The sequence below is a fragment of the Serratia sp. CoH_134_PS_4 genome (assembly GCF_058190535.1).
The window spans coordinates 1-15573 of record NZ_JBXWKI010000027.1 but is presented as its reverse complement, the minus strand read 5'-3'; the positions used below and the strand labels follow the sequence as shown (position 1 = coordinate 15573).

Here is a 15573-nt window from a genome sequence, read left to right as displayed (position 1 = left end):
CACGGAACGGTCTGCGTTGTCGGGAAGATGCGTGATCTGATCCTTCAACTCAGCAAAAGTTCGATTTATTCAACAAAGCCCCGCATAATTACCCCACGAGATATCTTATTTTCTGAACTGCAAGCGTGGAAAGAGGAAGGTAATTCCCTATTTCTTATGTTGGCAGAGTTTTACTCATTAAACCATTAAATTAATACAGGTGTGCGAGCATGGCCAAGCCTTGTTTCGAAATCATGTGACCCACCTTTCATTGTTCGCTTTATATCGACAATTAATCTGGTATTAAGTAAGGCTAACCAAAATAATGATTTCAAACTAATCATTGCAACGGGAATGATTTCCTTGTGGATTTAATGAGTGAGATTTTAATAATATAAGCGACAGCCTCCTGCTTAGAAATTTGAGGGGGAGCTGCTGGCGGCTTCGCTATCGGTTTCTGGGCAAAGAGAAAGCGCTCGCTCTGGGAGTCTATCATGAAGTCTCGTTATCAGAAGCAAGGGAAAAACGCGATGCGGCGAGGAAGCTGATAGCTGAGGGAACTGACCACATTACTTGACTATCTGGATAGCATCTATACGAAGCTAAATGTCAACATTTAATGAAGAAAAGACCACGGTAACGGCATGTCTTTAGCGCTCTTCAGCCTTCTTTATCAAACATTGATAATTGGTGGATAATAAATTAACAATTATCAGTTAGTATTGAAGAAATATTTATTTTTATAAATTCAACTGTAAAAGTAAAAATAGCACTTGTAGGGTAAGTATCTTGAAAAAAAACATCATCTATGAATTGCTCTCGGGAAGGTTCGTTCCTGCTCCTGTATGGAGAAAGAAGAGCTTTCGTGCAAAGTTCTTACTTCGACTTATTTTATACTATTCAGCGACTAAAAAAGTACTATCCATTTTAACTCAAAAAAGTGAGTTAAAATGGGTGTTGTATAATCAACACACATTTCCTTGTAAGCCGCATCGACAATATTTGACGCGTAACCTCAATGCAAAACAACGCGCATCAGCAATTGTTAGCCATTACCAGTATGTGTCATCTCTTAATAGCAGAATACTGTCCAACGCATTGATAAAACGAGAAGAAACAGTTTTGGTCGAACTCATCGGCAGAGAAGAGACCCATTTTACTATTTCAGTATCCTGTGCGCATAAAGCTGAACGAGAAGGTGAGTCAACGTTATGGTTACGTGGCGACAATAAAGAGCTACTTGCCAGCATGACCTTTTCGGCCGTGTCTGAAGAAGGTGAATGGCATTTCATCATTGGTGGTCTACAAGGTCCTGGTCAGCACGTACCCCGCGAGGCTATCAAAGAAGCTACCCGTGCTCTGTCAGGCATTTTCCCAAAACGTGTTTTGATGGAATTTATTAGCCGCCTCGCTGAGTTCACCTCAGTGCATGCTATTTATGGCGTTAGCGATAATGGGCATGTCTTTCGCTCACTGCGCTATCGGCTGAGCAAAGGTCAGCATTTGCATGCAAGTTATGATGATTTCTGGTCGCTGATAGGTGGGATAAAACAGAATTCGTGGCGCTGGCAACTACCTTTGACGTTTGAAAGGAAATCATTGGAACATATCCCTAGCAAAAAGCGAGCGGAGTATCGTCGGCGATTCAAAATTTTAGATGATATAGCAGAGCAAGTTCGCACACTTAATACGGCGTGCCTATGCGCGAAATAAGTTTAATGAGGCTATCATGCTCATTATTGGGCAATTTTTAGTGAGTCAAGTAACCAGTACGTTGCTCCTCTAATTCAGAGAAAAAAATGTTGCCATCAGTCAGTCGGCCAGCCCTACAACCAATCGATTCTTCGTCACAAAATAAGACACTTTGCCAGCAATGTGACATGTTGGCAGTGTTGCCGCCGTTGTCCCATGGCAGCAAAGCGGTATGCTCGCGCTGCAAAACCACGCTCAGCACCCGCTGGGACGAGCCGCGCAAGCGGCCGATCGGTTACGCGCTCAGCGCCTTGTTCATGCTGGTGCTGGCCAACATTTTCCCGTTTATCAACATGCGCGTCGCCGGCCTCGGCAACGAAATCCGGCTGATCCAAATCCCGGAAGTGATGGTGGCGGAAGACTACGCCAGCATGGCCACCTTGTTTATGGTGTTCGTGCAGCTGATCCCAGCGTTTTGCATGGTGGCGATTATCCTGCTGTGCGCCAGAGTGCGCTTGCCGCTGGGGCTCAAAGAGTGGATGGCTCGGGTGCTGTTCCAGTTCAAGACCTGGTGCATGGTGGAAATTTTCCTCGCCGGGGTGCTGGTCAGCTTCGTCAAGCTGATGGCTTACGGTGATATCGGCATCGGCAGCAGCTTCGTGCCGTATTGCCTGTTCTGCCTGCTGCAGGTGCGCGCCTTCCAGTGCGTGGATCGGCGCTGGCTGTGGCAGGACATCGAACCGGCGCCGTGCCTCGATCGCCCGCTGACGGTGGGGCGCACCGGCATGAGCCAGGGCGTGCGCTCCTGCGCGTGCTGCACGGCGATCCTGCCGGCCAGTCAGGTGCGCTGCCCGCGCTGTCACACCAAGGGCTACGTGCGCCGCCGCCACAGCCTGCAATGGACGCTGGCATTGCTGGTGACTTCTGTCATGCTTTATATACCGGCTAATCTGATGCCGATCATGGTGACCGAGGCGCTGGGCAACAAGATGAACTCCACCATCATGGCAGGGGTGATCCTGCTGTGGGGAGACGGTTCTTACCCGGTGGCGATGGTGATTTTCATCGCCAGTATCATGGTGCCGTCGCTGAAAATGCTGGCGATCGGCTGGCTGTGCTGGGACGCCAACGGCAGGAAGAAGCCGCGCGCCGACAGCGAGCGTATGCATCTGATTTATGAAGTGGTCGAGTTCGTTGGCCGCTGGTCAATGATCGACGTGTTTGTGATCGCAGTATTATCGGCGCTGGTGCGAATGGGGCAGTTGATGAGCATTTACCCCGCGACGGGCGCGGTGTTGTTCGCACTGGTGGTGATCCTCACCATGTTCGCCGCCATGACATTTGATCCCCGGCTGACCTGGGATCGCGCAAGTGAAACAATCAACAAGGAGCCGCAAGGTGACGGAAAATAATCATAGCGTCGCGGACGTTGAGAAGATAAAACGCTGGTCGCCGGTGTGGATTATTCCCATCGTGACCGCGCTGATCGGCGCCTGGATCCTGTTTTACCACTTCAGCCATCAGGGGCCGGTGGTGACGCTGGTTACTACGACGGCGGAAGGGCTGGAAGCGGGTAAAACCAAAATCAAAAGCCGCAGCGTTGACGTCGGGGTGGTGGAAACCGTCACGCTGAGTGATGACATGAGCAAGGTAATGGTGCAGGCACGCCTCAATTCCGGTATGGAGAAATTGTTGCACCAGGACTCCGCCTTTTGGGTGGTGAAGCCGCAGATCGGCCATGAAGGCGTCTCCGGCTTGGGTACGCTGCTCTCCGGCGCCTATATCGAACTGCAGCCGGGCAGCAAGGGTAAAGACGGCAAAGACAACTATCAGCTGCTCGACGCGCCACCTTTGGCCCCACCGGATGCCAAAGGGCTGCGCATCGTACTGGACAGCGAGAAATCAGGCCAGCTCAATGCCGGCGATCCAGTGCTGTTCCGCGGCTATCGTGTTGGCTCGGTGGAGACCAGCTACTTCGATCCTAAAGCGCGCGCCATGCGCTATCAGCTGTTCATCACCGCGCCTTACGACCAACTGGTTACCACCAATGTGCGCTTCTGGAAAGACAGCGGCGTGGCGTTCGACATGTCGGCGCAGGGCATGCGGGTGGAGATGAGCTCGCTGACCACGTTGTTTAGTGACGGTGTCAGCTTCGATGTGCCGGACGGTTGGGGCCGCGGTGAGCAGGCGAAAGAGAAGGCGGAATACCAGCTGTTCGACAACCAGCGCAGTACGCAGGATTCGCTGTATACCGAGTATAAGGAATACCTGCTGTTCTTCTCCGATTCGGTACGAGGCCTGCAGCCGGGCGCGCCGGTCGAGTTCCGTGGCATCCGCCTGGGCACGGTGGCGCAGGTGCCATTCTATAAAGAGGGCATGGCGCAGCGTCTGGATAACGATTATCGCATTCCGGTGCTGATCCGCATCGAACCAGATCGACTGCATAAACAGCTGGGCGGCAAATTCGATATCGAATGGCACTTGAAAGACGCCGAGTCACGCGGTCTGCGTGCTTCGATGAAGTCCGCCAACTTGCTGCTTGGTTCGTTGTACATTGATCTCGACTTCTATCCGCAGGAGAAACCGTGGAAAGGACCGCGTGAGGATTTCGGTTATCCGCTGATGCCGACCACCAGCGGCGGTCTGGCGCAGATCCAGCAGAAACTGATGCTGGCGCTGGATAAGATTAATTCGATGCCGATCAATCCGATGATCAACGAAGCGACCAAGACGCTGGCGGAAAGCCAGAAAACGTTGAAGTCGACGCAGCAGACCATGAAGTCGTTGAACGACATCATCGCCAGCAAAGAGATGCAGGCGCTGCCGCAGGATATGCAGAAAACGCTGCTGGAGCTGAACCGCAGCATGAAAGGATTCCAGCCTGGTTCACCGGCTTACAACAAGATGGTAGGCGACATGCAGCGCCTCGACCAGGTGTTGCGTGAGCTGCAGCCGGTGCTGCGCACCCTGAATGAGAAGAGCAACGCGCTGGTGTTTGAAGCCGCCGGCAGCACTGACCCTCAGCCGAAGAAGGCCACGAAATGATGAAATGGATCCCGGTAGCCCTGGCGCTGTTGCTCAGCGCCTGCAGCAGTTCACCACAGAAGACTTACTATCAGTTGCCGGCGCTGGGCGCGCCGGCGGTGGTCAGCAGCAGCGGCGCCTCCACGCGCCAGCTGTGGCTGGAGCACGTGAGCGTGGCGGATTATCTGGCGCAGAGCGGCGTGGTGTATCAGACCAACGACGTGCAGTATGTGATTGCCCAGAACAATCTGTGGGCCAGCCCGCTCGACCAGCAACTGCAGCAAACGCTGGTCACCAACCTGAGCAGTGCGCTGCCGGGCTGGGTGGTCTCTTCGCAGCCGATGAGCAGCGATCAGGTTGTGCTGAACGTGACCATCAGCGGTTTCCACGGCCGTTTTGACGGCAAGGCGATCATTCGCGGCGAGTGGGTGCTGAACCGCCAGGGGCGTTTGATCAAACGGCCGTTCAGTCTGGAGCTGAAACAGGGTGAGGACGGTTATGACGCCCTAGTACGCACCCTGGCGCAGGGCTGGCAGCAGGAAGCTCAGGCTATCGCTCAAATACTAAACCTCTGAGCGAAGGTTGTGCCAATCGAAAAGATACGCCAAATTCCTAGGGTAAAAGCACGTAGCTCTAAATAAGCAAGATTCATTGCCGCCATCTTCTGCTTGCGACTGATACTCGCTTTCTTGCTTGTTTCTAAACGAGCATGTTAAGCGCCATATGACGCATACTACCCAGGAGTTTAGCGGCATTACCGCGATCGACCTGACTGGCATCCTCATTCATCATGACATCGGGCACCTAGTGCAATCGGTTTTCAATTTCCCAGTATCTTCGAACAATGTTGGGAAAATGTTCGGATGTCAGCACTGCAGAACTGATATAGTAACGGTATCTAGCGACTCTTTCCCCCTACTGAATCAATGCGATAACCTATCGCTATACCCAGTGTTTGAAGCCCCTGCCAGTCAGGGTAATGAGCAGCCAGTTCCTGTGCTGGTATTACGTAGCATTTGCGTGCTTCGATATGCCCATGTTCATACTCGATACTGCAGCCTGGATTTTCTTGAAGCAACGGTTCTAACGCTTTTTTACCGCCTTTTTCAGATTTATTTGGTTGCCCTTTACGGCTAGCAGATAATCGCCATCTTGCTTCACAATCGTAAGCGTTAAGCGAGCGCCGTATTGACTACTATTTATTGGCTTATTGGCGAGATCTCTACGTTCCATGGCCGCAGTTCGGCCACTTTGTTGCTCTGAGCCACTCCGGCGGGACGCTCAGGAATAGCGAAGGTAGGCTTCCGGATCGATACCGTTCAACCTGCATGTCCCGATAAGTCCATACAGCATGGCTCCGCGCTCGCCACCGTGTTCGCTCCCGGAGAAGATATAGTTTTTGTTACCAAGACAAACCGCACGCAGCGAGCTTTCTGCGGCGTTGTCGTCAGTTTCGATCAGAACATCATCACAGTAGTAGCACAAGGTATCCCACTGATTGAGCACATAAGCTAACGCCTCTCCCGGCTGGGATTTTTGCCCGATTGCCGGGCGTTCTGCTATCGGGAGGCCGTCTACTACGTAAAGCTCACCAATACGTTTTGCTGTCGCTGTTGAGTGCTTATATAGACGTCGTGGATTTGGCAGCGCGCATGGGCCTAGTATGCAGCTTCTGTTAACAGACCACCGTCACGCTCTGGGTTGAATTAGCTGTCTTACCTTGCAAAGGTATCCGCCTGCAACACACCATGATAATGGCGAAGATGTTGCTGAGGATGCTTCTCCAGCCGGTGTATCTCACGGGGAGGGTGTTCAGGGAGAAGTTTACGGTGACAGGACTGGCACTGCTGATAGGGTACCTGCGGATCGTCTTCCTCTAGTTTTTTACCTGACCAATTACAACGCTATTCGCCGCGCAAAAACGCTGATCATGTGGAGTGTTGAGCACCGCTCTTTTCGATTGTACACGCTACGAAGCACCTTACCATCGGTAGCAATCAGGCCACCGTGAGAGTGCGTGTGGACTATAGTATCCGTTTCAAAAAGCGCTCCTGAAACTGGTCAGGCCCAATAGAAGAAACCACTCTAGCAATAGAGTCATGAACAGGAATACCCTGATAGAACAAGCCGTTATTCTGAAGTCAATCAAGGTGCGCTTCGTCAAAGTCTTCGATATCTTCCCAGCCATCCATGCCTGCAATGGTGACGCATATCGTCAGAAACAAGATGTCGAACAAAGGGTACGAAATTTTGGCTGACGATCGTGGTACTTGTATAACAGAAAAGTACCGAGAAAAGCATCAATGGATATCATGAACTCCCGCTAAAAGGGGAGTCATATGATCACAGCCATGTATGCTCGTCAAACAGAAATTCTTTGGTCAAATATGTTCGCAATCTTGCCCTAGTGTTAGGGCCATCAGAACGAGTAAAATACACCTGTAGCCAATTGGAACGAGTTGTTCGCATCCACCAGCGGGCTATTATTTACTCGGTTTTCCAGCATCGTATAACTTGCTTCAGCATAACCGGACCAGTTTTTGCTGAAGCCATGCTGCCAAGTAATGCTATAATCGAGACGATTAAATCCTTTTTTGGCATTATATTTTTGGAAGCTGGAGTGAAGGCTCTGCTTTTCGTTGACACCAAACCAAGTGTTATTAAACCGGGCATCACCATACCACGCAGTAGTGCTTAATGTAAGAGTGTCAGTTTCATTATTAACTACCAGGAAATTAGCTTTTAAATTATATTGCATACCCTGACTATCAGTAATTGGGGCAATAACATTTCCCTCGACTCCCATCCAAGGTGTTAACCACCACCCTGCAGTAGTTGTACTTGTCATAGCTGTTTTAATGGTACCCATACCCTTCAGTTTGTCTGAACCTTCTTTTAACCAAGAGTTATTGTTATCAGCACGACCTAATGAGTATCCGAGAGCCTGCCCAACATAGGCCCCATTATCAAACTGGTGGGTATACCCAAAGCCTTTTTCGGAGTTTATATATAAGGAACCATTACTCCAGCCTAAATAAGGTGCCGCAGCTATATCATATTTATCAGAGCCGATATATTTTGGCGCATATTTTGTTCCAAAGCCGATAGTAAACGTCGATGCTGTATCAAAAGATGAGGCAAATGCAGGAGATGATATTGCAATGAGTATTACCGCAGTAAAATTTATTTTATTCATTAAAACGCTCGTAATGGTGTATGCTTCCTATTTGTGAAGTTGAGTATACCTACATTTAATCAATGTATCTGCAAGGTTGCATCAAGGGTTTGTCAATTGGTGGAGGTATTTTGGTTTCTGAAAGTATTATCGATGTCGCAAATGTGCCTGAAGGTTTATTTTAGCTCGGCGTCTACTCTTGGAGCGTGAGCCAGATTCAAGCTATGAGGGATAGTTGCAACATGGATAACAACAAGAGAGTCGTAAGCATCCCGACTTTAGTTCCACGCACTTTTTGAGATTTCCTGTTTTTCAGCCATCAGACGGTGTTCTTCCGGTGTCAGGTCATCCAGAGACTGATGAGGTCGCTTGCGTTGTACTTCGTCAGCCAGCGTTCTGTGATTTCCCGTACCTCGTTCAGGATTCTGAACAGATATGAATCCAGTATTTCTGTCCGGTAGGTCCGGTTAAATTGTTCGATAAAGGCATGCTGCGTCGACTTTACAGGCTTTATAAATTCCAGCATAGCTCAATGCACTTCAGCCCATTGTGTCAGTGAGACTAATTCCGGAACAGTGTCCGTACACTTCAGCGGGTATCCGCGATTTGCCACTAGCCTGTGTACTACTGGATGACACGCTGAGCCGGGATATCTGCTTTCAGAAATAGCGGTCTTGCGACAGACATCTTTGACGGTACTCCCGGCCTTGATGGACTTCAGAATGGCAATGAACTGGTGTTCAGTGAGTCGGGATTTACGCATAACGATCTCCTCAAGGAATATAATCAGTATGTCGGAAGATTTTCAAAATTTAATGATTCGTTTTGCCGGGATACTTACAGTTGTGCCAATAGAAAGGATGCGAAAACTGCAACAGTTAACATTTGGCGCAAGGAATATCGTAGCATTTCATCTTAGGGCAAAAGCCTAAAAGATAAAATGCTCCATCAATATTATGCCAAACAAGGCAGCGGCGATAAATCTGGCACAGTCGTTTGGTTGCTACAACGAATGCTCCCTCGTTGAAAATAATGATATAGCCCACAACGAAATTTATAGGCAGGGATTTATCGCAATCGTAAGAGAAAAAACAAAAAAAACAGACTCATAAAAAGTAATCGAGACCCATTGATAATGTGTTCTAACATGCTGGTACACATTGAAAGTCTGCCAAGTAAGGTAGGAACTCATCGCTGGAGGAAATTACAGTTTCACGATAGCCAGAAGAGCTATCACTTAGCTGAGTGATAGCTTTAAGATAATAAATTGTGTCACAAAACCACTGGCATCTATAGCGCAGTGGCTCTTGTCATCATGATACATGAGAAATATCAGTGACTTTAGTAACCGAAGCGTTCAAGCCTATTGGATGGCGATGAGTTCAACAACTCCATTTATAACAAACTGAACCCCCATACAAACAAGCAAGAATCCCATCACTCTCGAAATAGCATCGATTCCCGAAGTGCCTACAAGCTTCATTACACCCAGTGATGCTCGAAGTGATCCCCATAAAATCAATGAGATAGCTATCGCAATTAGAGGTGGCGCGGTATATGCTACCCACAAATCCAGATGTGATGTTTCAGCGCTGAATGTTGACGCGGCACTGATCAACATAGCAATAGTGCCTGGTCCTGCCGTACTGGGCATTGCCAATGGGATAAACGCTATATTTTTTGTTTTTTCTTTCTCACTACCTTGAGGTTTATTAACATTTTGTGGAAATAACATGTTAAAGCCAATAAAGGCAACAATCATCCCGCCAGCAATTCTTAACCCAGGAATAGATATGCCAAATGTGTTAATAACGGCCTTGCCGGCATACCATGCAACCATCATAATCACAAAGACATAAAAAGCTGCCATGGCTGACTGCTTCTTTTTTTCTTTTTCAGTCATGTCGCCTGATAGGCCAAGAAAAAGAGCCACTGTGGTTAAGGGATTCACTAACGGCAGCAATAAAACCAACCCCAACCCAATAAGTTTAAATAACTCAAACATATATCCACCTTCTTTTATGAGTCCCCCGAAATGATCTCCGGGGGTAGGTTTTATCGAGACGTCTCCCACTGCAGAACGGCACTGATTGCAGCCGGCAATACAGTAAGGGTAAATATAGTGGCAACTAATAACCCACCAATAATGGCATAGGCCATTGGCCCCCAAAATACCTGAAACGCAATAGGGATCATCCCTAATATTGCAGCACAAGCCGTCAAGAGTATAGGTCTGGAACGATGCAATGCTGCCTCAATTATCGCCTCAGTATTGTCTGCACCTTGTGCTCTGTTTACTTCCACTTCTTCAATAAGGATAACGGCGTTGCGAATAATCATGCCCGATAATGCAATCACACCAAGAATAGCGACAAACCCCATCGGCGTTCCAGTGGGCAACATAGCGGCAACGACACCAATCAAACCGAAGGGGGCAATCAACAGCGCTAGCATCATGCGTGAAAAACTACGCAACTGTACCATCAGCAAGATCAACATCACCAATAGGGTCACTGGCAAAACGGCGAATACCGAACTGTTACCTTTCATGGCTTCAACGACACTTCCGCCTTCGGTAATGTGGTATCCCGGTGGCAAACTTTTACGTAATTCATCGACAACAGGCTCCAAGCCCTTAGATACACCGGACGCATTCAGCCCTGGTGCAATATCTGTTTGCACCGTGATGAAAGGCTCGCGTTGCCGCCGCCACTGGATAGGCTCAGCCAACGTATAACTTATCGTTGCAATCTGTTTCAATGGTACAACACGCCCATCGGCTGTAGTCAATTGCAAGTCCGCAACGGTTTCAATATCTCGACGCGAATCTTCTGAAGCTCGCAATAAAACGTTAACCTGACGATTTTTGTCTCTGATCGTCGTCACAGCCGAACCAGAATACATTTCAGCAAGGGCACTGGCGACATCTTGAGAGCTTAGTCCCAAGGCCCTTGCTTCCGTCTGATTGACCTTTATATAGAGTTCTCGTTGTGGCTCACCCGCAGTGAGATTGACTTCTCTCGTCTGCGGGTTTTCGCCTAACTTTCCAGCTAACTCAGTAGATATCTCACGGATCTTAGTAAGCTCTGGGCCAGAAACGCGATATTTCAACGGCCAGCCCACCGGGGGGCCTAGCTCTAACGCCGAAGCACGAGTAACAAGATGACCAAAATCTTTTTGTAGAATGTTTTCGAGCCTAGACTTTACAGCATCGCGTTCTTCAAGCCCTTTGGTCACCACCACTAATTGAGCGATATTTTCGTTATCAAGTAACAGATCCATTGGCAAATAAAACCTTATAGCGCCCGAGCCAACATACGTCGTGAAATACTCAATATCGGGATCTTTCTTAAGAATCTCCTCTAAACGTATGGCTTCTTTTGCCGTATCTTCCTGCACGGCATTTCTCGGCAACGTCAGACTGACGAGCAATTCAGGTCTGTCAGAAGTGGGGAAAAACTCTTCTTCCATGTATGAAGTTCCGATAAAAGATATGGCAAGCAAAGTAACCGCCACGATACCAGTCAACCCTCTGCGCTTAAGGATGTATCGCAATGCGCTTTCGTACTTTTGCAGGATTTTACCTTTACCGTGGGAGTGTTCCTTCATCATCTTAGGTAAAAGCCACACGCCTATCAGTGGTGAGAAAAGAACAGCAACAATCCAAGAGTTGACGAGTGAAATCAACACCACCATAAACAGGGAATAACAGTATTCTCCCGCACTTGACGTTGCGAAACCGACCGGTATAAAGCCGGCGATCATTACCAGTGTACCTGTTAGCATCGGAAAAGCTGTCGTCGTCCAGGCTGCTGTCGCCGCCTTTTTGACAGGTTCTCCTTTCTCTAACCGCGACATCATGATCTCTACAGTGATCATGGCGTCATCGACCAGCAGCCCCAGCGCGATAATTAACGCACCTAGGGAGATACGCTGTATACCTATGCCGGCAATTTCCATACCAATGAATGTCATAGCCAATACTAGCGGAATTGAGGCTGCAACGACTAATCCGGCACGAGTTCCTAATGAGAGGAAAGAAACAGCCAACACAATGACAACCGCTTCAAGGAGCACTTTCATAAAGTTCCCCACGGCGTCATGTACTACAGTCGACTGATCGGCCACTTTTGTTACGTTGATACCTGCGGGTAAGCGGCTGGAAATATCATCCATCTTTTCGTTAAGCGCTTTACCGAAGTCCAACATATTGCCGGTAGGGGCCATGGAGATGGCCAAGCCGATCGCCGACTCCCCATTAACTCTAAAGGCCGGAGTCGGCGGATCGACTTCCTCGCGAGAGATGGTTGCAATATCCGTCAGAGGAACGTATCTATCCTGAATATGTAATGTCAGCTGTTTGAGGCTTTCTTCTGATGCAAAAGCGCCGCTGACTCTCAGCATGACTTTATCTTTATCGGTTCTGATTTCTCCCGCCGGAGTAACGGCATTTTGTGCGCTGATGGCGTTCTTGATTTTATCGAGCGTCAATCCCATACCCGCAATTTTCTGCGGTGAGAATGATAAAATGACTTGCTCTTCTTTTATGCCCAGCAGGTTAACTTTCCCTACATCTGGCAGTGTTAAGACTTCTGTGCGAACTCTATCAACCATATCACGCAATTCACGCTCGGTGAAACCTTCACGCGTGAAGCCATAAATAGTGCCGTAGGTATCAGCAAATTCATCGTTGACAGCAGGTGAAGTGACACCGGCAGGAAGCTGAGGGGAAATATCTTTTACTTTTTTCCTGACCGTATACCACAGTTCTTCAACTTTATCCGGCGGAGTGTTATCGCGCAGATATATGAAAATAACCGACTCACCGGGTCGGCTATAACTTTCTAAATAATCTAGATAGGGGACTTCCTGAAGCTTCTTCTCCAATGGGTCTGTTACGAAATTGACGGTATCCTCCACAGAGGCTCCAGGCCAACTCGCGGAAACAACAGCCGTTTTAATAGTAAATGCCGGATCCTCATTTCGTGGCAAGTTGTAGTAGCTCATCACCCCGGCAATGGTGACCACTAGCATAAAAAAAGCAACTAGTTGCTGATTAGCAAGAGCCCAAGCCGACAGGTTAAATTTCTTAGGTTTAGAGGAATTCATCAGAATTTATCCTCCAAGCTTACTTTCTCACCAGACCGTAATTTACTCACTCCAGCGATCACCACCTTGTCACCTGGTTTGATGCCATCAGAAATAAAGACGTCCTCAGAGCTATAGCGAATAATGTTAACTTTGTGCAACGTCAGCGTTGATGTATCCGATTGTACGATAAAAACGGCAGGATCGGCGCCATCACGTGTCAACGCAGATGCCGGGAGAACAAACGTTTCCTGACCTGGAATCACAATGCTTCCCTGTACCGTAGAACCTAAAGCCATTTTCTCCGGAGGGTGGGGCAGCGAGACTCTGACTCGCCAGGTCCGTGTTTGCTTATCAGCTTGTGGATTAACATCACGGATCATGCCCTCAGTCACAACAGAAGGATCGGAAAGCAGCGCAATCTTGACTTTATTATCGGGTAGGTCGCTATACAAAATAGCTTCTGGAACGTCAAATACAGCATCTACTCCCTTATCAAGAGAGAGTGTAACGACCCCCTGCCCAGCACTGACAGTTTGTCCCGGATTCAGGCTAACCGAAGTCACGACGCCATCTGAGGGCGCAACTAAGCGGGTGTAACTCAATTGTTCCTGAGCAATTTTCAAATTCGATTGGGCAGAAACACGCTTTGTCACTGCGACTTCAAGATTGACCTTTGCTTCATCAACCTGAGCCTGTGCGATAGCGCCGGTTTTAAGCAATGACTGCAACCTTTTGAAATTTAGAGAAGCTAGGCGCTCCGCAGAAACAGCACCTGCCAGCTCAGCTTGCATACTACGCACCTGATTCTCGTTATTCCTAGGTTCTAAAGTCGCGATCGTTTGCCCGGCTTTTAATTTCGCCCCTACATCGACTGGACGGCTGAGGAGCCGACCGTCAATACGAAACGAGAGTTGAGATTCTTCATGGGGACGAATTTCTCCGGTATGCTTTATCAAAACTCCGCTAACCGGATTATCGACGACAAGGGTTCGTACGGAACGTATAGGCACCTCCTCCTTCTTTGCATTATCATCACACCCTGGCAATAGCACAAACACTGGAATAATAAACAGTTTCCAGTATTGAAATAGGAACACGCTCTTGAGCGTATTTATTGTTCTGAATAAACCTACTGACATAAGACATTCTCCTGATGACCTGTAGAAGAATTAAACCTTTTTTAAGTGTAGATTTAGTCAATTTTTTTACAAGAAATCATCAAGACACTATTTTCATTGGAAGAATTAGTAAAAATAGCATCCCGCCATCAGGATGATTCTGAGCACTGATACTGCCACCATGCTCTTGGCTTATTGCCATAGCTATAGAAAGACCAAGTCCACTCCCACCCAGATTTCTCGACCGAGAACCCTCCTCTCTTGAGAATCGTTCGAACATCATAGGCAAAAACGCTTCACTGACTCCCGGTCCATAATCGCGAAAACCGACGATAACTTTATCATTTGAATGATTAATAGTGATTGTCAGTTTATTGCCGGAATGAGCGTAACGCAGTGCATTTTTTATGATAATTGTGACAACTTGCCCAATTCTGAACGCATCTGCATAGACAAATACGGGGGTGGTACTTTCAAATTCAATCGTAAAACATTCTTGAGAAACTTCTGCCTTTAGCCATTGCAAACGCTCATTAATCAAATCACAAATATTTATATTGTATTTTTCTAATGACAATGCTCCAGCTTGGGATAGCGACAACATTTGAAGATCATCAATAAGACGATTAAGGTTCACCAATGGCTGCATGACTAAACTTAATTGTTCCCTACCAGGCTCAAAAACGCCATCCATAATTCCCTGAAGCCGTGCGATTGAAGCCGTCAGTGGAGAGCGTAATTCATGCGCCATTGCAATATGAGAGGCTCGAAGCTCATTTTCATAATAAGTAAGTTTCTGGGTCATCTCATTGAAATTGTAAGTTAGAGCAAGAAGTTCTTCCGGTGCTTTATTTTCTATTTTTGCTTGAACAGAGAAATCCCCATCGGTGACTTTCCTTGCTGCAGAAACCAAGTTGAAAAATTGTTTCGCCAACGGCCTTGACATATAAAGCCCCAGTGTAATCATTAAAGGAATAGCTACAATAATTAAAATCCCTAGCATAATCCAATCCGCCGAGGCGATCGATGGATCCGCGAAATCAAAGCCATACCAATAGTGAAAAAGGCTATAAAACCTGTACAAATCTTCATTTGGATTTGCAAGCAAATGCAGGAATTCCTTTCTAACATCCTCCGGCATTTCATGATACAAAATCCAATAATTATAAATAGCAAACCGCAACCACATGCAGAACGCTATAATGACAACCGCACCAATGGACTGAGAAATAACTCTCACGCAGATCCACTTCCAGAGAGAGACTCTTTTATTTTTCGCGTTCATTTGTTCCAATACCTATATCCCATTGCTCTAACTGTCAACAGTACATCATTCACTCCAACCGAATTGAGCTTCTTCCTTAAATTGTATATATGTGTATCAACAACCCGTTCAAATGCATCACTTTCTGGCAAGGGATTTGTTGAATAAATCGAACTTTTGCTGAGTTGAAGGATCAGATCACGCATCTTCCCGACAACGCAGACCGTTCC

At 47.7% G+C, this 15573-nt stretch carries 10 protein-coding genes and 5 pseudogenes; 6 read left to right on the top strand and 9 right to left on the bottom strand.

Translation table 11 applies throughout. The annotated features are described in order from the left end of the window. From AC2FCQ_RS24210 to pqiC, 6 genes and pseudogenes are all read left to right on the top strand, one after another. Positions 1–189 (top strand): annotated as a pseudogene (locus AC2FCQ_RS24210) (hypothetical protein); the annotation flags it as partial. A 184-nt stretch (positions 190–373) separates the two neighbouring features. Then, positions 374–544 (top strand): annotated as a pseudogene (locus AC2FCQ_RS24205) (Arm DNA-binding domain-containing protein); the annotation flags it as partial. A 224-nt stretch (positions 545–768) separates the two neighbouring features. Next, positions 769–1692: a VirK/YbjX family protein gene (locus AC2FCQ_RS24200; RefSeq protein WP_004856920.1), complete on the top strand. Its 924-nt coding sequence runs from the start codon at positions 769–771 to the stop codon at positions 1690–1692. 86 nt (positions 1693–1778) lie between these two features. After that, the gene (gene pqiA / locus AC2FCQ_RS24195) at positions 1779–3083 is read left to right on the top strand and encodes a membrane integrity-associated transporter subunit PqiA (protein ID WP_072023557.1); all 1305 of its coding nucleotides are present in this window, start codon (positions 1779–1781) and stop codon (positions 3081–3083) included. Continuing rightward, positions 3070–4716, top strand: coding sequence for an intermembrane transport protein PqiB (gene pqiB / locus AC2FCQ_RS24190; RefSeq protein ID WP_004856914.1), 1647 nt, complete (start codon positions 3070–3072; stop codon positions 4714–4716). Before pqiA ends, pqiB begins: the two co-directional genes overlap by 14 nt. After that, complete coding sequence (gene pqiC / locus AC2FCQ_RS24185) at positions 4713–5270, top strand: membrane integrity-associated transporter subunit PqiC (RefSeq protein WP_004856911.1); 558 nt, start codon at positions 4713–4715, stop codon at positions 5268–5270. Before pqiB ends, pqiC begins: the two co-directional genes overlap by 4 nt. A 624-nt stretch (positions 5271–5894) precedes the next feature. On the opposite strand, the pseudogene AC2FCQ_RS24180 reads toward pqiC, so the two are convergent. From AC2FCQ_RS24180 to AC2FCQ_RS24140, 9 genes and pseudogenes are all read right to left on the bottom strand, one after another. Then, positions 5895–6485, bottom strand: a pseudogene (locus tag AC2FCQ_RS24180) (IS66 family transposase); the annotation flags it as partial. A 351-nt stretch (positions 6486–6836) separates the two neighbouring features. Beyond that, positions 6837–6974 (bottom strand): annotated as a pseudogene (locus AC2FCQ_RS24175) (transposase family protein); the annotation flags it as partial. A gap of 140 nt (positions 6975–7114) precedes the next feature. After that, positions 7115–7891, bottom strand: a complete 777-nt coding sequence (locus AC2FCQ_RS24170; RefSeq protein WP_004856903.1) for a MipA/OmpV family protein — start codon at positions 7889–7891, stop codon at positions 7115–7117. Between the two features lie 257 nt (positions 7892–8148). Next, positions 8149–8524: pseudogene (locus AC2FCQ_RS24165) on the bottom strand (integrase core domain-containing protein); the annotation flags it as partial. A 709-nt stretch (positions 8525–9233) separates the two neighbouring features. Next, positions 9234–9875 carry a MarC family NAAT transporter gene (locus AC2FCQ_RS24160; RefSeq protein WP_028018369.1) on the bottom strand — a complete coding sequence of 214 codons (642 nt, stop codon included), beginning with the start codon at positions 9873–9875 and terminating at the stop codon, positions 9234–9236. 50 nt (positions 9876–9925) lie between these two features. After that, positions 9926–12979, bottom strand: coding sequence for an efflux RND transporter permease subunit (locus AC2FCQ_RS24155; protein WP_004856898.1), 3054 nt, complete (start codon positions 12977–12979; stop codon positions 9926–9928). Beyond that, entirely contained in the window at positions 12979–14100 is a 1122-nt protein-coding gene (locus AC2FCQ_RS24150) for an efflux RND transporter periplasmic adaptor subunit (protein WP_004856895.1), read from the bottom strand. Before AC2FCQ_RS24150 ends, AC2FCQ_RS24155 begins: the two co-directional genes overlap by 1 nt. 79 nt (positions 14101–14179) lie before the next feature. After that, positions 14180–15364 (bottom strand): sensor histidine kinase, encoded by a 1185-nt coding sequence (locus AC2FCQ_RS24145; RefSeq protein WP_028018370.1) that lies wholly within the window; start codon positions 15362–15364, stop codon positions 14180–14182. After that, the coding region (locus tag AC2FCQ_RS24140) for a helix-turn-helix domain-containing protein (RefSeq protein WP_490309152.1) at positions 15361–15573 on the bottom strand (213 nt) is incomplete at its 5' end. The genes AC2FCQ_RS24145 and AC2FCQ_RS24140, both read right to left, overlap by 4 nt.